At 55.5% G+C, this 19,312-nt stretch carries 17 protein-coding genes; 2 read left to right on the forward strand and 15 right to left on the reverse strand.

All coding sequences use genetic code 11. The features are described 5' to 3' along the window. Positions 1-151 precede the first annotated feature (151 nt). Complete coding sequence (locus tag RB620_RS03710) at positions 152-2,326, reverse strand: glycosyl hydrolase family 18 protein (RefSeq protein ID WP_308092179.1); 2,175 nt, start codon at positions 2,324-2,326, stop codon at positions 152-154. Between the two features lie 616 nt (positions 2,327-2,942). On the opposite strand from RB620_RS03710, the gene RB620_RS03715 reads away from it, so the two are divergent. Both RB620_RS03715 and RB620_RS03720 read left to right on the forward strand, forming a co-directional pair. Then, positions 2,943-3,572: a 3'-5' exonuclease gene (locus tag RB620_RS03715; protein WP_308092180.1), complete on the forward strand. Its 630-nt coding sequence runs from the start codon at positions 2,943-2,945 to the stop codon at positions 3,570-3,572. Between the two features lie 451 nt (positions 3,573-4,023). Beyond that, entirely contained in the window at positions 4,024-4,668 is a 645-nt protein-coding gene (locus tag RB620_RS03720; protein WP_308092181.1) for a transcriptional regulator, read from the forward strand. Between the two features lie 276 nt (positions 4,669-4,944). Here the strand turns inward: RB620_RS03720 and melA are convergent, their stop codons facing one another. From melA to RB620_RS03790, 14 genes are all read right to left on the reverse strand, one after another. Further along, entirely contained in the window at positions 4,945-6,465 is a 1,521-nt protein-coding gene (melA, locus tag RB620_RS03725) for an alpha-glucosidase/alpha-galactosidase (protein WP_308092182.1), read from the reverse strand. A gap of 139 nt (positions 6,466-6,604) precedes the next feature. Continuing rightward, positions 6,605-7,552: an AraC family transcriptional regulator gene (locus tag RB620_RS03730; protein ID WP_308092183.1), complete on the reverse strand. Its 948-nt coding sequence runs from the start codon at positions 7,550-7,552 to the stop codon at positions 6,605-6,607. A 79-nt stretch (positions 7,553-7,631) separates the two neighbouring features. Beyond that, positions 7,632-8,360, reverse strand: a complete 729-nt coding sequence (locus RB620_RS03735; RefSeq protein WP_308092184.1) for a nucleoside phosphorylase — start codon at positions 8,358-8,360, stop codon at positions 7,632-7,634. 1 nt (position 8,361) lies between these two features. Next, the gene (locus tag RB620_RS03740) at positions 8,362-9,033 is read right to left on the reverse strand and encodes a sulfite oxidase-like oxidoreductase (RefSeq protein ID WP_308092185.1); all 672 of its coding nucleotides are present in this window, start codon (positions 9,031-9,033) and stop codon (positions 8,362-8,364) included. 56 nt (positions 9,034-9,089) lie between these two features. Beyond that, positions 9,090-10,013 (reverse strand): ABC transporter permease, encoded by a 924-nt coding sequence (locus tag RB620_RS03745; RefSeq protein WP_308092186.1) that lies wholly within the window; start codon positions 10,011-10,013, stop codon positions 9,090-9,092. Further along, positions 9,997-11,064 carry an ABC transporter permease gene (locus tag RB620_RS03750; protein WP_308092187.1) on the reverse strand — a complete coding sequence of 356 codons (1,068 nt, stop codon included), beginning with the start codon at positions 11,062-11,064 and terminating at the stop codon, positions 9,997-9,999. Before RB620_RS03750 ends, RB620_RS03745 begins: the two co-directional genes overlap by 17 nt. Then, positions 11,057-12,556, reverse strand: coding sequence for an ABC transporter ATP-binding protein (locus RB620_RS03755; protein ID WP_308092188.1), 1,500 nt, complete (start codon positions 12,554-12,556; stop codon positions 11,057-11,059). The genes RB620_RS03750 and RB620_RS03755 overlap by 8 nt, the downstream gene beginning before the upstream one ends. 81 nt (positions 12,557-12,637) lie before the next feature. Beyond that, complete coding sequence (locus RB620_RS03760) at positions 12,638-13,675, reverse strand: BMP family lipoprotein (protein WP_308092189.1); 1,038 nt, start codon at positions 13,673-13,675, stop codon at positions 12,638-12,640. A gap of 189 nt (positions 13,676-13,864) precedes the next feature. Continuing rightward, positions 13,865-14,317: a MarR family winged helix-turn-helix transcriptional regulator gene (locus RB620_RS03765; RefSeq protein WP_308092190.1), complete on the reverse strand. Its 453-nt coding sequence runs from the start codon at positions 14,315-14,317 to the stop codon at positions 13,865-13,867. Positions 14,318-14,461: 144 nt separating this feature from the next. After that, positions 14,462-15,412 carry a magnesium/cobalt transporter CorA gene (gene corA / locus RB620_RS03770; protein ID WP_308092191.1) on the reverse strand — a complete coding sequence of 317 codons (951 nt, stop codon included), beginning with the start codon at positions 15,410-15,412 and terminating at the stop codon, positions 14,462-14,464. 150 nt (positions 15,413-15,562) lie between these two features. Beyond that, entirely contained in the window at positions 15,563-16,471 is a 909-nt protein-coding gene (locus RB620_RS03775; RefSeq protein WP_308092192.1) for an NAD(P)/FAD-dependent oxidoreductase, read from the reverse strand. A 530-nt stretch (positions 16,472-17,001) separates the two neighbouring features. Beyond that, the gene (locus RB620_RS03780) at positions 17,002-17,859 is read right to left on the reverse strand and encodes an urease accessory protein UreD (RefSeq protein ID WP_308092193.1); all 858 of its coding nucleotides are present in this window, start codon (positions 17,857-17,859) and stop codon (positions 17,002-17,004) included. Further along, positions 17,846-18,580: an urease accessory protein UreG gene (gene ureG, locus RB620_RS03785; RefSeq protein ID WP_308092194.1), complete on the reverse strand. Its 735-nt coding sequence runs from the start codon at positions 18,578-18,580 to the stop codon at positions 17,846-17,848. Before ureG ends, RB620_RS03780 begins: the two co-directional genes overlap by 14 nt. 32 nt (positions 18,581-18,612) lie before the next feature. After that, positions 18,613-19,305: an urease accessory protein UreF gene (locus RB620_RS03790; RefSeq protein WP_308092195.1), complete on the reverse strand. Its 693-nt coding sequence runs from the start codon at positions 19,303-19,305 to the stop codon at positions 18,613-18,615. Positions 19,306-19,312 lie beyond the last annotated feature (7 nt).

Genomic DNA, 19,312 nt, shown 5'->3' on the forward strand with positions numbered 1-19,312 from the left:
CCCGATGGCATATAGATTACGTTTAGTTTAACACAATCAGGAAACATGGGAAGAGAGAGAAATATATGATTTGCCTATCCAAAAACGACAAAAACAGCCCGCACTATCGCGAGCTGTTCGTCAGATGCTCCTTGCCAGGGTTCTCGGATCTCTAAACTTTCAACTTCCACAACGCTAACGTCGTTGCAGGTTCCCAGCCCGTTAATGCGGTGTGCGATTGCAGACAAACGTAAGTCTTGCCGCCGTACGTTACTTCCGATCCGGTCGTATAGGCTGTTCCCGGTGTCCATGCAACGGCTCCCGCTCCGCCGTCGCCCGGGTCGCCGCCCGTTCCGCCGTCACCCGGATCGCCGCCCGTTCCGCCGTCACCCGGGTCGCCGCCCGTTCCGCCATCACCCGGGTCGCCGCCCGTTCCGCCGTCGCCCGGATCGCCGCCTGTCCCGCCGCCACTACCGCATGTGCCGATGACTTTCCATACGCCCCATGGGCCGGACAAGTCAGGACGATCCCCTTGCGTCCACCACTTCGCTTCGTAGATGATTCCGTTATAGACGGCTTGATTGCCGCCCGTATAAACAGCCGTCGGCTGCCAATCCGATACCGAGCATGGAGGTACGGTCACTACGTCCGTCGTTGCGCTTATGGATGCGCTTGCCGCCGATACGTTGCCCGCCGCGTCGCGCGCCTTCACGGCAAAGCTGTAAGCCGTGCCGCCGCTCAGGCCAGTCACGGTAGCCGATGTACCCGCCACGCTAGTTTTCAGCGTTCCGTCCACGAATACTTGATAACCCGTTACTTGTCTATCGTCCGTCGCGGCATTCCAGCTCAGAGACACCGATGTGCCCGTCTTGCCGGTAACCGCTAAACCCGTAGGGGCGTTAGGCGCTGTAACATCCGGTTCGTTGCCGCCACCCGGCGTCTCTCCGTTCAGAAGCTTTTCGTGAAGCACGTTCAATAACTTCGTTCCGCTGCAAGAGTACTTGCTGCTGACGCGACAATCGGAGGATAATTCCCAGAACATGCCTCCGGCAAGCCCTTTTGATTTGATATAATCGATTTTTACGCCGAATGATTGCTCGTCATCGTAACTAATGAATACTTTGGTACTCGCGTTGTACAGATAAGGAACTTTCGCGACATCGTTCCAATAACGGACAAAGCCGTTTTTGTTGACGTAATTCGTTAGAATGTCGCCGTAATCGAGTACGCCCTTCTCCCATGTCCCGGCAGAGGAACCGGTGCAAGCCTGGTATTGGCCGTCCCCGCTTGCTCCCGGCGCGCAGCCTGCCCAGCCTCGGCCGTAGAACGGCAAGCCAAGCACGATTTTGTTCGCGGGTACTCCAGCGTCGAGATGACGCTGAACGCCTCTGTCCGTATTGAATTCGGCCGCTTCCGGCACGCCCGCCTGAACCGCGGCCGCATCCGCGTAGAGCGGCGCGTTATGCGCGCTAAGCGTGCTCCATCCGCCGTTAAAGTCGTACGTCATGATGTTGATCCAGTCAACGACCGCGCCGATTTGGCCAAGCTCGTTGTTGCTCGCGTACGACGGGGAAGCGCCGGAAGCGATCGTCAACGAATAAGATTTGCCATCCGCGGTTTCGGCCGCGTCCAGCTGCTTGCGAACCTCTTGGAGCAGCAGCACGTGGTTTTGTTTGTCCGCCGGCCGGTAGCTGTTGCCCGCAAGACCGCCGCCTACCGGATACTCCCAGTCCAAATCGACACCGTCCATTTGGTACTTGCGGATAAAATCGACCGCAGATTTGGCGAACGTCTCGCGCGTCGCTTGCGTCGCCGCAACGTCGGAGAACCGGTTGGACCATGACCATCCGCCGACGGAAATGATCGTTTTCAGATGCGGGTTCGCCTGCTTCAGCTTGATCAGCTGGTTCAGATTGCCTTTGATCGGCTGATCCCATGTATCGCCGGGGAACGCCTTGCCCGTGTCGATCCATGGATCTCCCAATACCACAGTGCCGTTCGGCACGCTGATCGCCTGGCCGGCTTCGTTCTGGCATGACCACGTTTGCGGATTCGGGCTCTCAGGATCCGGATTGCCGTGAATGCCGTTCCAGCAAATATCCGCGAACGCATAATTGATATGCGTCAGCTTGGACGCGTCGATATCCGTTACGTTGAACGCACGACCGTAAGCGCCCCATGCCGGGAAATAACCGACGATTTTATAATCTTCCCCCGCTGCCGTCGTTGCCGCCGTGCCTGCAGCGCCGTATGCGACAGGGACGTATGCGCTTGCAAGCGAGACGAGCATCGCCATCAGCATAAACCGGACGGACCACTTTTTGCCGCCGCTTCTTCTTGCCATCATTCCTTCATCTCCTCTCAAAATTGGCGAATCTTTCGCTTTTATTTTGATGGATAAATCATCCTTTTGAATAGGGATACTTTTTATTTTCATAGGGGGAAATTCATTTTTTATGAATAAAGTAATGAGTAAATTGTCGATTTTACAATAAAAAAAGCGAAAAACAATGTTTTTCGCCCAAAAATTAAGATTATACACAGATTATTGAACCATTCATATCGTGCCAAAATCATTATTTTCATTTCATGAAGATAGTTCCTTATCCTCATCCGCCATGACTTTAGTCTCTCGATTCGAACCGTGCATAAGGACCGAGCCGAATGCCGCAAACTAACCCTAATCCAAGAAGGAGGAGGTTCGATCATGGCCAAACAGCAAGGTCACGCCAACAAAAATACGAAAACCAAAAGCTCCGACAAAAAGGGCAACGCGTCCGGCAATAACCACTGACGTTTCATTCGTCAGCACAAGTTTTTTACATGCCAAAAACCCTGTTTCTTCGTCGATCGCGACGCTGAAGCAGGGTTTCTCTTATTTTCTAGAGGGAATCGCGTTTCGGCGTAGAATACATAAGGGTAATACGAGATTAACAAGACAAACCATAAAAGCGGTGATCCCTATGACTTCCATCAAACAACATTCTTATACGGTATTCGACTTCGAAACGAGCGGGCTCGATCCCAAAAACGACCGCGTCATCGAGATGGCGGCGATTCGGATTGTGAACGGCGTCGTTGCGAGCGAATTCAGCACGCTCGTGCGGTACGACGGCAAGCTGTCGCCCAAGATCACGGAGCTGACCGGCATTACGGACGACATGACGGCATGCGGCATGGACGAAGACACGGCGTTCCGCATCCTGAATCGGATGATCGGCGATCATATTCTCGTCGCCCATAACGCCCAATTCGACCTCAGCTTCCTCCATCATTCGCTGATGCGGATCGCGGGCCGGTCGTTCAACAACGATTTTATCGACACGTTGACGATCAGCAGGGCGCGCCATGTGTACCCGCATACGCTGAAGGACATGTGCGACCGGTACGCCATCCCGCTTATCGGCGGCCATCGGGCGCTGAACGACGTGGTCGCCTGCTGGGAGCTGTTCCGCACGATGCATGAAGAGGAGCCGGTCATGGATTCGCTAAACGTGTTAGGCTATATGAAAAAATACGGACCCCCGGCGTGGAGCCCGCCTCAAGCGAAGCTCATGCCGATCGAATTGAAATACGCGCCGCGCGAAGCTTGAGTAAATGCATTTTGATGCATTTTGATCACCAAGAAATGTCTAACGGTTGCCATCGACGTTATTTCCCTTCATACATAGCAAATCATATTCTAACGTTTGTGAGCCACGTTATTGAGCTCAAAAGTACAGATTTTGTTACGGCTTCAGCAAATAAGAACGTGTGGATACGTTAGAATTTCGGAAGCGGCATTTTTGTTCAAATAAGGTTTATCGCAACCGTTAGCGTTTTGCTGCGGTCCTGCGGTCCCCATTTTAAAGGGCGGCTAGCTACTGCTCTCTACTCACCGTTTATGCGGGTCTGTAAATGCAACTTGATGAATATTTGATGATATGTTACATTGTTGACAAATGAATCGGTATGAAGCACATGCCGCTTTGATACGCGTTGCTCTTATGGGCAATGGCGCATCAAAGCGGCTTTTTGTTTGAATATGAACCAGGAGGTGAGAAAATGCGTTTATTTGACGACATTTATGAGAATTGGTTGGCTAAACAGATTGTTGAAGAAAGCAGCCCTAGAAGACAAGAATTTCTTCGAAAAGGTTTGGGACATGGAACGGTTCAGTTTCTACGCTCGATATGGCTCCCTACAATTGGCAACTTGGATCACTTATATCCAGAATATGAGGTGCGCGATTTCAACAATGGATACCGTTATCTTGACCTTGCCTATATGCCGGGCGGCGCGAAAGGATGTATTGAAATTCAGGACTATCGAACCCATGCCAGGGATATAGAAGCCAGTCGGTTTAAAGATCTATGTATGAAACAATCGTTGCTCGTTCTTGACGACTGGATCTTCCTGCCTATCGCATACTTGTCGATTCGAGAAGATCCAGGCGTCTGTAAGCAATTGACCTTATCTTTTGTCGGAAAGTTCCTCTCCACCTCGGTGCGAGCGGATCTGAACTGGGCAGAGGCGGAAACGTTGCGTTTTGCGCGCAGACTGTTACGCCCTTTTGCGCCAAGGGAGCTTTCCGCACATCTACAACTTTCGGAAGGTCATACCAGAGTTATTCTTCGCGGCTTGTTGGACAAAAAATTACTGGCTGTCGCGAGCGGTAAGGCACGGTATCGTTCATACCGACTTGGCTGAGAGGAACTTGACCGGACCCTTGTATGTTAACGGTTATCACAGCCGCTATTTGCAAGAAAATATAACAATTGAAATTCTAACGTTGCTGAGCTCCGCTATTTCAAATCATTTCCCTTACATTCAATGCATTTCAAGAAAATAAGTTCATTCATATCCGTTAAAAGCTGAAATAGGGCATTTGTTGCAAAGTAAGCTCTCTGACATCCGTTAGAGTTGAAGAAGACTCATCCAGGAAAAGGAAAAGCCAACCATTCGTAAGAATGGCTGGCTTCTTTTCTATGCTTCCTGCTGTGCCGCCGATTTCTCGCGGTCCTGGCCTTTGTCCGATTCGCCCGCATTGCGGTTGGCCGCTTCCCGGTCCTGCTTCATCTCCTCCACCGTCTTCACCTTCAGCCGCGCGGCTCCCTTGTAATCGCGGGTCGGCAGCAGCGGGCCTTCCTCCAGCCGTTTTTTCGCCGCCTCAATCGCATCCCCGTATTGCGGAAGCCACTGCTCCTGCGCGACCAGCATCTCGTCGACCATCTGCCAAATTTCCTTCGGATTGCACACCGCTCCGACAAGAGGATCCATCATGAAAGCTTGGCGCAGCAGACGATCATCTCCGCTAACTGCCGCTTCCACTGCCAGACGCTGCACCGAAATGCTGACGTTGCACACGGCGGCTGGACCAAGCGGAAGATTGCCGACCGTCGGCATGGAAATGCCGTTGCGATCCACGTATCCTGGGGATTCGATGATCGCGTCGTCCGGCAGGTTCGAGATGATGCCGTTGTTCACGACGTTGAAGTGGCCCCGGTATACCCGGCCGGTTTCCAAGCTCTCGATGATGTAGGAGCCGTGTTCCTCGCCGCGTTTCTCCTGCTTGTACTCGAACGCCGGGTCCTTCATCCAGTTCGGAAAGTCCGTTTCGAACCAATGGCGGCCTTCCGTGCAGACGCGCAAGTAGCCGCCCGTCTCGCCGTTAATCCACGAACCGAGGTCGATCCAGTCCCCGATTTCCTCCGGACGCTTCCGGTACCAAGGCACGTATTCGCTCAAGTGGCCGTTCGATTCCGTGCTGTAATATCCGAACCTGCGCAGCATGTCGATCCGAACCTTCTCCGTCCGGCTGAAGTCCTCGTGTTTCTCGAACGCTTCCAGCAGCTTGCCGGTCAGATCCTCACCTTCGTGCTTGATCGAGATATACCACGTTTGGTGGTTGATGCCCGCGCAAATGATATCGACCTCGCGTTTCTGGAGCCCAAACGCAGTTGCGATCTGCCAGTGGCCGCCTTGCACGCCGTGGCATAATCCCACCGTCCGCACGCCGCCATACTTGTTGCATGCCCAAGTGAGCATCGCCATCGGGTTGGCGTAATTAAGAAGCAGCACATCCTCGGACGCACATTCGCGAATGTCGCGGCATATATTCAGCATTTCGGCAATGCCGCGCTGACCGTACATGATGCCTCCCGCGCTCAGTGTGTCGCCGACGCATTGGTCGACCCCGTACTTCAGCGGAATGTCGACATCCGTCGCGAACGCTTCGAGACCGCCGACGCGGATCGTGCAGATGACGTATTTGGCTCCTTGAAGCGCTTCTCGACGATCCGTCGTTGCATGAATCCGGATGCGAAGCCCGTTCTCGTCGATATCGCGTTGGCACAGCTCCGTTACCATCCGCAGGTTTTGCTCGCTAATGTCCGTGAACGCGACCTCGATGCCCGCGAACGCCGGCACGGACAGCAAATCTCTTAACAGCCCTCTCGTGAAGCCGATCGAGCCGGCTCCGATAAACGTAATTTTGAATGAAGACATCGTCACAACTCCTCCTCGACATAGGTTCTACTCAGGTATTAATTTCTCATCCTTATTGTAGCAACGCGCGGGAGGAAGCGTTATCAATATCCTGACCATTTAGATGTTGAGGTGTTAGAAATCCTAATATCGAAGCCGATTAGTCGTATCGGGGATTTTGCGTTTGGAAGGATTGGCGGTAGGCGATCGGCGTTAATCCGGTATGTTTTTTGAACATCGCGTGAAAGTAAGGCCGGCTTCCCACGCCGACGTAGTCGCAAATATCGGCGACTGGAATATCCGTCTGGCTTAGCAGCATCTTGGCTTTCGCCATCCGGACTTCGTTCAGGTAAGAGGTGACCGTCGAGCCCGTCCCATCCCGGAATACGCGGTGCAAGTAACCGGGATGCAGGTTGACCGAAGCGGCGATATCCTTCACGCGGATGTCTCGGTCATAATTGTGATGGATGAATTGGATGGCTTCCTTCACGTATCGGTTTAAGGGATTATCTTCCAGTTTCAGCGATTCGTTGCGGATATGAGCGAGCGCGACGAACAGCTGCGCGAACAGCAGCTGGGTTCGCGCCTCTCTTCTCCGGTCCCCCGCGTCCAGCTCGAGCACGAGACTCTTCAGCAGCGGGTACAGCTCATCGTTGTCGCGCAGCACGAGCAGCGGGGACGTCTCCGCGGCAAGCTCCGCCACGAGCGGATCCTCTTTTGCAAGCAAGCGCAGTGAAGGCATGGCAGTGTTTCGCTCCTGCAACGAGAATTCCACGTTGAGCATGCGGCAAGGTCCGCGGTCTTGCACGATTAATCGGTGCGGAACATTGGCGTCCAGAACAATAAACTCGCCTCGTCTGAGCGTAAAGGCGCATGGCAAAAAGGCGGGCGCCGAATCGAACTCGATTCGGCACTCGCCCGAGATGACGTACATGATTTCGACGGTGTCATGGGTGTGGTAGGTCATGGCGTAATCCGCCCACTGCTTATAATAATAAGCGAAGACGTTCGGATGTTGGTCCCCGACCAACCACTCTTGCTTGAACAGTCTTCCTGCTCCCGCACTGGCACCTGCCCCGGCTTCAAAGCCTGCTTCTCCGAATCCCATCTTCCCGTTCACCTCTCATGAAACGAATGATGCGCGTAACCCGCGGTCGAAGGTCCGCACTGCCCGTCAAGCTTCCCGATTATGATTTCGCGTCCAGCTTCGCGATCGCTTCGAGCGCTGCCAAGATCTCACGTTCTACCGCGTTCGCTACAACTTTCGTATGCGGATCGTACTCCGCCGCCAGATCGGAATCGGCGTAGCCGTCAAGCGCCACGATCGCGCCCGCCTTCGCTCCGCGAAGCGAAGCGACGACGTATAACGCGGCAATCTCCATCTCGACCGCCAGGACGCCGGCTTGCTTGTACTGCTTATGCGGAACCTCGACGACGCCGGAGAAAAAGACGTCGAGCGTAACCGTCATTCCTTTTTTCACGATGCCCTCGCTCTCCAGCGCCGACTCGTAGAGCGCGTTCACGATATCGCTGTCCGCGATGGCCGGGAAGCCGTCCGGAACGAGCTGCTTCGTTAATCCTTCGGCTCTGACCGCGGCCGTGCTGACGATCAGACTGCCGGCAGGATGGTCGGCCGAATAAGAACCGGCCGTCCCTACCCGGATCAGCGTCTTTACGCCGCCCTTAATCAGCTCCTCGAAGCAGACGGCCGCTCCGGGCGACCCGACGCCATGACTGACGACGGCCAGCTTCACGCCTTTGAACTCGCCGACGAACGTTCGGTATTCCCTGGCGTAGGCCAGCTCGCGCGCGCCGTCTAGCTTCCCAGCGATCACGGCAGCGCGACGCGGATCTCCGCACACGATGGCGTACGCCGGCAGCTCTTCCGAATGAACCTCCAATATCGGCAAATACATGTTAATCGAACTCCTTCTTCAGCCATTCATCCTCTGGCATCGTAAATTCCTCGCTCGAGAACCGTTCCTCCCTGAACGGGTCGGCGTAGTTATGGAAGCCGTTCCGCTCCCAGAAGCCCGGGCGGTCCTCCTTCATGAATTCGATGCCCCGAATCCACTTGGCGCTCTTCCAGAAGTAGAGATGGGGAACGATCAGGCGCATCGGCCAACCGTGTTTGTCCGTCAGCGGCTCGCCGTCGAACCGGTGAGCCAGAATGACGTCTTCCCGGAGCAAATCCTCAAGCGGAAGATTTGTTTCGTAATCCTCGTCCGCATGGATCATGACGTAGCGGGCTTCCGGCTTCGCGCCGAGCAGGGGCAACAGATCCGCGAACTTGACCCCTTCCCACTCCGTATCCAGCTTCGTCCAGCGCGTCACGCAATGTATGTCGCGGCTGATCTTCGTCTGGGGCAGTTCAGCCAGCTCGGCGAACGTAAACGTCCGTTCCGCCTCAACCTCGCCGAAGACGCGCAGCGTCCACGACCCGAGGTCGTACTCCGGCACGTCTCCTTCGTGAAGAATCGGGAACCGCTCCGTCACCGTCTGGCCCGGCGGAACGCGATGGGCGATCTCCGCCGGCACTTCGGGCAGCTTGGGGGATACCTTCTTCAGTCTTTCCGCTTTGTTGTGCATGATCTCCCGTTCACTCCTCTAGTTTGTCTCCTTGAGGCTATCGTCCAAAGCGGCGTTTATCGCGAGCTCCCGCTCGATTTGCGCGCTTCTTGCATATAACCTTTGTCCTTAAAGAATAACATAGCCAAGATCGTCACGACATATGGCACCATCATCGTAAAATGGGTCGGCAGCGCAAAGCCCTGCAGCCGGATGCTCAGCGATTCCATGAAGCCGAACAGCAAGCTCGCGCCGGCCACGCCAAGCGGATTGGACTGTCCGAGCATCGTCGCAACGAGCGCGATAAATCCGCGTCCGGCCGTCATGCCTTCCGTAAACATGGTTACGTTGCCCAGCGACAGCTGCGCGCCGGCCAGGCCGCAGAGCGCGCCGCACAGCAGCACCGCTCCATATTGGATCCGAGTGACCTTGATGCCGAGGCTGCGCGCCGCCGTAGGGTTTTCCCCGGCCGCAAGCAGGCGGAAGCCCGACACCGTCCGGAACATATAATAGTGTAGCCCGATGACGATCAGGATCGACGCATACACGAGCACCGAGTGGCCGGATAATACGTCGCCGAGCCATGGGATATCTTGAATGAGCGGAATATCCAGCTTCGGAAGGCCGATCATGTTTTTATCGTAATAAGCGCCCTTCACGTCGAAGATCGCGCGGAGCGAGAACGTGGTCAACCCGAGCGCCAGGAAGTTGAGGGCGATGCCGACGACGATGACGTTCGCCTGAAGCTGGATGCTCATGAAGGCGAACAATAACGAGAATACGAGCGTGCATCCGATCGCGAACAACAAGGATACGGCGATACTGCCCGTCAAATAATTGCCGACGATCGCCGAGAAGGCGCCGATCAGCATCAGCCCTTCGAGGCCGACGTTGAACAGCCCGACCCTTGCGCAGATCGCGCCGCCGAGGGCGGCGAGCAAGATCGGCGTCACCATGCGAAGCGCCGAAGCGAATAACGAGACATCAAACAGCTGATCCATTTTTCGCCCCCGCTTTCTTCCGTTTGATGAATGAATACGTCAGCTTGGCCGACACGAACAAAATAAGCACCGCCTGGATGATGCTCGCCACTTCCAGCGGAACCTCGGTATTGCGTTCCATGCCCATCCCGCCGGTCTGCAGCGCGGCGATCAGAATCGCGGCCACGGCGGTGCCGATCGGATGAGAGCCCGCGAGCAGCGTCGCCATAATGCCCGACCATGCGTAACCGGGCGACGTCAACGCGCCGTCCAGATAACGGTATTGCGTGCCCAGCACCTCGACGGAACCGGCGAGACCCGCGAAACCGCCGCTGACGAACATGCTGATCAGCATCAACTTACCGCGCTGCACGCCGCCGTAGCTCGCGAACAGCGGGTTGCCGCCAAGCATGCGGATCTCGTAGCCTTTTACCGTATGTTTCATGAACAGGTATAACAGAATCGTTCCGATCAACGCGAGCAGGAAACCCGCATGCAGGCTGTAGCCTTGGAACAGCTTGGGAAGCCATGTGCTCTTGTCCAGCATGACGGTCTGGGACATGGCAGCCGAGCCTGTCGTATCCTTGAGCGGATAAGTAACGATATAACCGGCGAAATAAGTTGCGATGTAGTTCAAGAGAAGCGTCGTAATGAGAAGATTCATACGGAACCTCGCATCGAGCCACCCTGCAAGAGCCGACCAAAGCCCCCCGGCGACGATGCCCGCCAGCAGCGCTCCGACCAGCTTCAGCCAGCCCGGCCCCGGCAGGTAAATGGCGGTGACGGCCGCGCTCAGCGCGCCTAACACCATCTGCCCTTCCGAGCCCATGTTGAAAAACCCAGCCCGGAACGCCAGCGCCACGCCGAGTCCGATCAAGATGATGGGCGTAGCCCTAGCGAGCGTATTCGTAATAAAATAAAAATTGCCGAACGCGCCTTTCCACATCTCCGCGTAGGTCTCCGTGACGGAACCTCCGACGATCGAGATGGCAATCGCGCCGACCGCAAGACCGGCCGCTAACGCCAGAAGAGGCTGCAGCAGCGGCCTTGCCCATTTTAACAGCTTATCCAACCGCTTTACCTCCCGCCATTAACAGACTGATCTTCTCTTCCGTGGCGGCATCCGCCGCCAGTTCTCCCACGATCCGCCCTTCGAACATGACAAGGATGCGATCGGACAGCTTAAGCACTTCCGTCAGCTCGGAGGAGACTAACAGAATCGCGCCTTGTTCATCCCTTTTCTTGAGCAGCTCGGAGTGGATAATCTCCATCGCGCCGACATCGACGCCGCGCGTCGGTTCCGCCGCGATCAGGAAAGGAGAGTTTTGCGCCAACTCGCGGGCGACGATCAGCTTCTGCAAGTTGCCGCCGGACAGATGCTGCGCTTTCGTATCCAGGGATCCCGTCTTGATGCCGAAACGCTCCACCCATCCGGCGACCATGCCGCGAACCTTGCCTCTCCGAAGGATGCCGTACCGCTCGTGTCTCGCCGTATGTCCCATCAAGCCGTTCTCCGTCACATCCGCTTCCTTGGATACGCCCCAAAGGTAGCGGTCTTCCGGAATATGCGCAAGGCCGGTTGCCCGAATCCGATGCACGGGAGCTCCAGTGACATCTTGGTCCATCAGTTTCACGGTGCCTCCGTCAGGCTGCGCGAGCCCGGCTATCGCTTGCAGGAGCTCGGACTGTCCATTACCGGAAATGCCCGCAATGCCGACGATTTCGCCAGCGTTCACGCGCAGATTCACGTTGTCCAGCAGCGGTTTCGTCTTCGATCCGCGAATGGTGAGCCCGCTAACCTCCAGCACCGCTTGTCCCGCAGCCGTCTCTCGCCTCGACAGCTGAACGAGCTCGCGACCGACCATCAGCCGCGAAAGCTGTTCTTCGTCCGTCTCCGACGCGTTCACCGTACCCGTCAATTGTCCGTCGCGCAGCACCGTAATCCGGTCGGCGACCTCCATAATTTCCTGAAGCTTGTGGCTGATCAGAATAAAGCTTTTTCCTTGACGCGCCAGCTCCTTGATCGCGGCCAGCAGCTCCTTGACCTCAAGCGGAGTGAGCACGCCAGTCGGCTCGTCCAAAATAATGATTTCCGCCCCTTGATAGAGCACCTTCAAAATCTCGACGCGCTGCTGCATGCCGAGCGAGCACTCGCCGACCCGCTTCCATGGATCGACCGGCATCCCGAATTGCTTCGCTAGGCGCGTCGTCTCTTCGGCAGCCGCCTTGCGGTCGAAAAAGGCCGCGCGGGATGGCTCCCGTCCGATGACGATGTTCTCGGCTACCGTAAAGGAAGGGAATAACATAAAGTGCTGATGCACCATGCCGATGCCGTGTTTGATCGCGTCCGTCGGACTGCCGAAGGTTACCGGCTTCCCGTTCAGCTTGATCTCGCCGCCCGTCGGGGATTCCATGCCGTACAGAATGCGCATCAACGTCGTTTTGCCTGCGCCGTTCTCGCCGACGAGCGCATGAATTTCGCCTTTGCGAAGGTTAAAGGACACGTTCCGGTTCGCGGTTACGTTCCCGTAGCTTTTCGTAATGCCTTCCATTTGCAGCAGCATATAAGCGCTCCTTTCAACCAAGGTGAAACTTTCTTATAATTCAAAGCAAACCGGCTGCTAATAGCAGCCGGCATCCGTAAACTATTGAGCTAGCGGGTTGATGACTTCGATTTTGCCGGACTTAATGTCTTCGGCGATGGCTTTCACTTTGTCGACCGTCTCTTGTCCGATGAACGGGCTGAGCGGCGACTTGCTTTCTCTTGTTACGAACGTAAGACCTACGCCGTCTTCCTTCAGGCCATAGTCGGCCGCGCCGAACTCGAATGTTCCGCTCATGAAGGCTTTCACCGTCTCGTATGCAACGGCGTCCGTGCCCTTCAGCTGGGACAAGACGATGTGCTCGGGATCCAGCTCCGTGCGGTCGACGTCTTGGCCGGATGCGTAGAAGCCAAGCTCCTTCGCCGCTTCGAACACGCCGAGGTCGCCTACGGCAGCCATGCCGGCGATGAAATCCGCGCCTTTGGAATGCTGCAGTACGGCAAGCTCTTTGCCTTTGGCGGAATCTTCGAAGCTGCCAACATAATTGATAAAGAGTTCGGCATCGGCATTCGTATGTTTCAGCCCTTGCTCGAAGCCTTTCGTGTACTTGCTAAGCAGCGGAGCATCGATCGCCACGACCGCGCCGACTTTGTTTGTCTTCGTAGACAGGCCAGCCGCCGCGCCTAGCAGGAACGCCGCTTCATGTTCGCGGAACACGACGCTGCGAACGTTAGGCTGATCGATGACCGTATCGATGATCGCGAAGGACTTGTCCGGATTTTCGGCAGCCACTTTGTTCAGCGCGTCTTCCGCTTGAAACGTAGCCGTAATGATCAGATCGTAGTTCTCGGCAACGGTGGAACGAAGATTTTGTTCGAATGCCGCAGGATCGGTCGATTCGATCGTTTTCACTTCCGCGCCGAACTCCTCGCCCGCGCGCTTGAATCCTTCGTCCATTAGCGCGAAGAAAGGGTTGACGCCGATTTGCTCCGGCAGCACGAGCGCGATCCGTTTTTTCTTCGCGTCTTCTCCTCCGTTCGCGGAACCTTCGTTCGAGGCGTTGTTTTTCCCGCCGCCGCATGCCGCGATGACGCTGATGGCAAGAACGAGCGTCAGTAGTAATGTCAAATGCTTTTTCATGTTGGACTCCCCTTTTACCTCATATAATAAACGCTAACCCGCGAATTCTGAACGTTTCACGTGTCCGTTGTCGGAATCCGTATTTTTCCGTCCTCATTCGACATAATTCTACTTCATTTTACATGAAGCTGAAGCTTTCGCAATGCAATGGAATAAATCGTCATCATTTTGTAACAATCCAATGATATCCTATTCTTCCGGTTCAGTCATATTCCTGCTCATCTGGCGGAACAGCTCGATCCCCGTGATCATCGATTCTTCGGTCAAGTTATCGAACAACTTCATCATGACGCGTTCGCGCGTCTTCATCATCTCGCCGATGATGGCTTTTCCTTCGTCCGTCAGCATGAGCCGCACCGCCCGCCTGTCCTGCTCGCTTCGCTCCCGCTTCACGAAACCCAGCTCGATCAGCCTGTCCGCCAATCCCGTAACCCCGCCGTTCGTGATGGAAAGTTTCTCGGCAAGCTCCGAAGAACGAATTTCCCCCGATTCGGATATGATGATCAACATGCGGCCATGCGTCATGTTCAGGCCATGGATATTGTTGCGGTTCCACTCCGCCATGATCAGCTTCCGCACCTCGCGAAAAACTTCGTCGAGCTCTTTCATCAAATCGTACCGGCTTCTCGCTTCTTCGTTCAAGGAACGACACTCCCATCTCGATCTCTATCTATGAATAATCCTGTGATCAGTATAGACTTGCCCTTGTATAGCGTCAACGATTTCAGGGACGTTTATTCCAGTCGGACGGCCAGGAACGATTCCGTGAACCTCCATACTGTACTATTATTTAAACCAGCCTTTGTGCCTAAACCATAACAATAGCGTGCTGCCCAGGCTGAGCATGACGAGTAGCACCGCAAAATATCCCCATCTCCATCCCAGCTCCGGTATGAAATCGAAATTCATGCCATAAATGCTGGCGATAAACGTCAGCGGGATAAAAATCGCCGTCATGACGGTCAGCGTCTTCATGATCGTGTTCATCCGATTGGAATTGATGGACAGATAGTTGTCCCGGAGATCGGCGGTCATCTCCCGGTTGGACTCGATCATTTCGGACAGCTTAAGCAAGTGATCGTACACATCCGTAAAATAAACCCGGAACTGTTCCATGTCTTCAATTCGATCGGAATTGATGACGCGGTACAACATGTCGCGCATAGGCACGATGGTTCTCCTGAGCTTGAGCAATTTGGAGCGGATATCGAACACGTCATCCATCAACGCCTGGATCGACTCCATGCTGACGTTGCTTTCGATTTCATTCAATTCTTCTTCGATTTGGTAGACGCTGGGGAAATATTGATCCACCAGCTTGTCCATGACCAAATAAGCGGCATGGATGTGGCCGTTGTCCGGGACTTTCTTCTGATGGATGACCTTGCTCCACGCATCCTCGATTTCCCTTGATTCATTGTAATGAAACGTTACGATGTAATGGCTCCCAACGAACATATCCACTTCTTCTGCGGCAAGCGTCTTCTGGTTAATGGCGTGCATCACAAAAAAATGTTCGCCCGCGTAATGATCGAGCTTCGGCCGCTGCAGCAGATGGTAACAGTCCTCCACGGCGAGCGGGTGAAAATGAAAATGCGTCTCCAGCAGCTTGGCTTCTTCTTCGCTCGGAGCGCAAAAGTCCACCCAATACCACCTGAAGCGCCGATCGTTCAGATCCGGCAGCGGAACATTAAGGATCAGCTCTTTTTCATGAGTAAAGGCTAACGTACGGATCATCGAACACCATCTCTTTCCATACCTTATTAGCAACATTATACCCGAGGCTCAGTGTGGGGACAAAGACGTTTCGCGAATATAAAAAGCCAACAAAAGGGCATGAATCGTAAATCTTTGGCTATTCGGAAGATCGAGATGGACGAAGACGGCTCAAAGCGGCCGCCATTCCTCGTCCGTTAGGTCCGCCATAACGGCCATCGCCGCTTTGCTACCGGAGGCCGCGGCATAGATCAGCTGGGAAGGCATCACATAAGCCGAATCCCCGGCCGCGTAAACGCCTTCCGCGGTGGTTCTGCCCCACGCGTTGGTTTCGATGCCTCCGTTATCGGAGGTTTGATAACCCAGGGCTTCATCGAACATGGCATTCGGCAGTAAAGCGGAACCGATCAATCCTCCGCTTCGTTCAATGAACGTGCCATCCGCGAAGTGGACCCGCTCCAGCATACCGTCGCTTCCAGCAAACGACGAGACGGGCGTATCCACGATCCGTATGCCTCTGGACGCAAGCAATTCACGTTGATCCTCCGCCAGAGTATCGCGGCCGTTCGTGCACACGACCAAATCCCGACTCCAATTCAGCAGCAGCTTGGCCGTATGGAACACATGCGGATGGTCCGATACGAGCACGAGCGGCTGGTCCCGCAGCTCCCAGCCGTCGCAGAACGGGCAGTTGAACAAGCTCTTGCCGTAAAAATCGCGCAAGCCTTCGATATCGGGCAGCACTTCCCTTAATCCGGCAGCCAAGATCAATCTGTGGGCTAACACTTGGTCGCCCGACGATGTCCGAAGGTCAAAACCTTCTTCGGTCCTGCGAATCTCGTTCACCTCGGCCGGAACATGCCGGACCGTGGGATAACTCAGCACCTCCTCATAAGCGATCCTCCGAAATTCGGCAGGTTGAACGCCATCCCGCGTGATGAAGCCGTGTGAGGCGTGCGTCACACCGTTCCTCGGCTTATTATTGTCAAGAAGCGCTACGCTCCGTCTGGCTCTTCCAAGCACAAGCGCCGCATTTAATCCCGCCGGCCCTCCGCCGACAATGGCACAATCGTAGATCATTTGCAATCCCTCCATATAATATACTTTAAAGACCCATAATATCCGTAATTAGCCCTAAAATGACGCATCGCCCTCGTATCAGATGGACGATGCGGACACTTTGCCTATTACGGATTTAATGACTCTATAATAACCCTGAAACTACACCGCGTCAAGATGCCGCCGCCAAGGCGAAGAAGCGAACTAGTAGAACGATCCTAAAATTCCGTAACCATCGCGACTTCGGCGATCCTTCAAACGGTATGCCGAACTGAAAAGATGGCTAACGGAGCACACAGCCGTTATTTTGCCTTTCATGCCTCATTCTAAAATCTAACGGAGCTACGCGCGCTTATTGGACGGATTTCTAGGGAAATAGTACTGTTTGATGGCCAATAGCGGCCTCCAGCTCCGTTAGAATTTGTAAACAAACGATTTTAATCGAATAACGACTGTGGCCGCCGTTAGCCATCTCAAACGGTTGCCATCGAACTGTAGATCATGGCTGTATGGCAAATGTAGAGTAGTAACGGTAATTCAGAATCGAACTACTAGCCCTGCAGGAGCCGTAGAGGCGGGAGACCGAGCAACTGGTCGCGCGCGGCGTCCCACAGCTCGCGCATGAGCGCCTGCAGCGGCCACGCGGCGGTGGAGCAAGCGGACACGGCGGCGCCGTGTTTGTAGGTCGTCGATGCGGCCGCCGCGACGGGATGGCCTTCCGGCGCCGCATGCGCTTCGATGACCTCCTGCAGCCGCTCGATCAAAGCAGGGTCAACCCGGTCCGAGAAGACGAAAAAATAAGCCCAATGCGTCATTCCTTCCCAGCTTCCGACCGCATGAAGCCTGTGATACTCCGGAGAAATCCGCTGCCGCTGAGCGAATATCAGCTCATCCTCCGCGTAGACGCTCAGTCGGTTATCATACTCGCGATAGCGGAAACGCTCGCCTCGAAGCCCGCGGCCCGGGCACAACACATCCGCTTGCATCCAGACGGAGCCGGGACGCAGACGAACCGTCGTTTCGCTTCGGAACGCCGCGTCCTTGTACAACATAACCGGCTCGGGCATATGCTCCACTATGGCGCCTGCTCCGAGCCTGAACGTTTGGCTTAGCGAAGCGGAACCGCCATCCCCGCAAGGATGAACCTTCATGAACGATTGGTTCGTGATCATGACATGCGTACCTTCGCCGGCCGTCCATTCCATCTCGTACCGGTCGCCCTCCAGCATTCCAGGCGACACGTCCATTACGATCGCCGCCAATTGCCGACGGATTTGGAAAGCCTTTGCGATTTTGACCGGCGCGGTATGGTATTTGTCCCGGATCTCCGTCTTGCCCCCGGAGAGAACGAAAGCGGCCCGAAGAACGGACCGCTGCCCGACCTCCGCTCGCGGCTCAGGAAACGCCATGTCGATGGGGCGCCGCGGACGAATCGATTTGGATGACATGCGCGTGCGCATGGCCGCGCGCATGGGCGATTTCGTGCTCCAGCCAAGCGACGATCTCGTCCAGTCCGTCTTCACCGCGTAGGTTCGAGAAGACGAAAGGCCGATCGCCGCGCATCCGGAGCGAATCCTCTTCCATCACCTTGAGGCTGGCGCCGACATGAGGAGCGAGGTCGATTTTGTTAATGATCAGAAGATCGGAACGCATAATGCCGGGACCGCCCTTGCGCGGAATTTTTTCCCCTTGCGCCACGTCGATGATGTAGATGAACCGGTCGACAAGCTCCGGGCTGAACGCCGCCGCCAGATTGTCGCCGCCGCTCTCGATGAAGATCAGCTCCAGCGGCTGGAATCTCCGCTCCAGCTCCTCGATCGCTTCGAAGTTCATCGAAGCGTCCTCGCGGATGGCCGTATGCGGGCAGCCGCCCGTCTCAACGCCGATAATCCGTTCCTCGGGCAGCACGCCCGTATGAAATAGGATACGCGCGTCTTCCTTCGTATAAATATCGTTTGTAATGACGGCCACGCTGTACTTCTCGTGCAGCTCGCGCGTCAGCCGTTCCACGAGCGCCGTCTTGCCGGAGCCGACCGGCCCTCCGATGCCGATTCGAATCGGCCTGCCCGTTTCGATGACCGGGCTTTCCCAACCTCCGTGCGAATGCGTATGTCCTTGTCCTTGGCACATGGTCCATTCCCCCTTGATCTTCGTTAACTTTCCTACGACATAAACAATCTGGAATACAAACGCTCGTGCGCCATCATGCCAAGCTCGGCCATCGGCATATTCGAATAGGCTTCTTCAGGCTCCAAGGCATCGGACTCGCGAAGGGCGTCTTCGATGAGCGGCGTCAGCCGGGCGATCAGCACCTGCCCTTCCGTCTGCCCGATGGGCATCAACCGGAGAGCGCTGTTCACGCAATGGACGATGCAGGCGTACAAGTACCCTCGCATCGCCTCCTCGCGTCCGGCGCCAAGCAACCAGCAAGTATAACCGTGCGCGAGCGGATGCGCGCCGAAGCAGCGGCCCTCCGAGACCGCGGCCGTTATCGGCTTCCAGTCGAAGGTCGGGTGCAGCTTCGCCGCGAGCTGCAGCAGCCGCCGCCCCATCTTCTCCGCACCGCTTCTCGACTCGGCGGACAGCCTCTGCACGTGAATCCAACGTTCCGTCTCCCACAGACGTTCCCAGTCCATCGACGGCGCATCCCGGTACACGGCCTTTACGATGAGCGCGTCAGACGTCGACCAGCTCTGCAGCAGCATCGCCGACACGTAATCGTACAGCCCGGCTGCCGTCGTCAGCCGCCCGTTCTGCACGAGCGTCTCAAGCCCGAAGGAATGCGAGAAACCGCCGATCGGAAGCGCCGAATCCAACAGCTGATGCATCGCCAGCAGGCGAGTCGATTCGTTCATGCGTTCT

The sequence above is a fragment of the Paenibacillus sp. LHD-117 genome, assembly GCF_030929555.1.
GTDB lineage: Bacteria > Bacillota > Bacilli > Paenibacillales > Paenibacillaceae > Pristimantibacillus.

What these genes read in the sequence shown, in the direction of transcription:
- corA (WP_308092191.1), bottom strand. Translation starts at nt 15,412, where the DNA reads ATGATCCGTACGTTAGCCTTTACTCATGAAAAAGAGCTGATCCTTAAT.
- RB620_RS03745 (WP_308092186.1), bottom strand. Translation starts at nt 10,013, where the DNA reads ATGGATCAGCTGTTTGATGTCTCGTTATTCGCTTCGGCGCTTCGCATG.
- RB620_RS03710 (WP_308092179.1), bottom strand. Translation starts at nt 2,326, where the DNA reads ATGATGGCAAGAAGAAGCGGCGGCAAAAAGTGGTCCGTCCGGTTTATG.
- RB620_RS03790 (WP_308092195.1), bottom strand. Translation starts at nt 19,305, where the DNA reads ATGAACGAATCGACTCGCCTGCTGGCGATGCATCAGCTGTTGGATTCG.
- ureG (WP_308092194.1), bottom strand. Translation starts at nt 18,580, where the DNA reads ATGTGCCAAGGACAAGGACATACGCATTCGCACGGAGGTTGGGAAAGC.
- RB620_RS03780 (WP_308092193.1), bottom strand. Translation starts at nt 17,859, where the DNA reads ATGGCGTTTCCTGAGCCGCGAGCGGAGGTCGGGCAGCGGTCCGTTCTT.
- RB620_RS03715 (WP_308092180.1), top strand. Translation starts at nt 2,943, where the DNA reads ATGACTTCCATCAAACAACATTCTTATACGGTATTCGACTTCGAAACG.
- RB620_RS03755 (WP_308092188.1), bottom strand. Translation starts at nt 12,556, where the DNA reads ATGCTGCTGCAAATGGAAGGCATTACGAAAAGCTACGGGAACGTAACC.
- RB620_RS03775 (WP_308092192.1), bottom strand. Translation starts at nt 16,471, where the DNA reads ATGATCTACGATTGTGCCATTGTCGGCGGAGGGCCGGCGGGATTAAAT.
- RB620_RS03720 (WP_308092181.1), top strand. Translation starts at nt 4,024, where the DNA reads ATGCGTTTATTTGACGACATTTATGAGAATTGGTTGGCTAAACAGATT.
- RB620_RS03740 (WP_308092185.1), bottom strand. Translation starts at nt 9,033, where the DNA reads ATGCACAACAAAGCGGAAAGACTGAAGAAGGTATCCCCCAAGCTGCCC.
- RB620_RS03735 (WP_308092184.1), bottom strand. Translation starts at nt 8,360, where the DNA reads ATGTATTTGCCGATATTGGAGGTTCATTCGGAAGAGCTGCCGGCGTAC.
- melA (WP_308092182.1), bottom strand. Translation starts at nt 6,465, where the DNA reads ATGTCTTCATTCAAAATTACGTTTATCGGAGCCGGCTCGATCGGCTTC.
- RB620_RS03730 (WP_308092183.1), bottom strand. Translation starts at nt 7,552, where the DNA reads ATGGGATTCGGAGAAGCAGGCTTTGAAGCCGGGGCAGGTGCCAGTGCG.
- RB620_RS03760 (WP_308092189.1), bottom strand. Translation starts at nt 13,675, where the DNA reads ATGAAAAAGCATTTGACATTACTACTGACGCTCGTTCTTGCCATCAGC.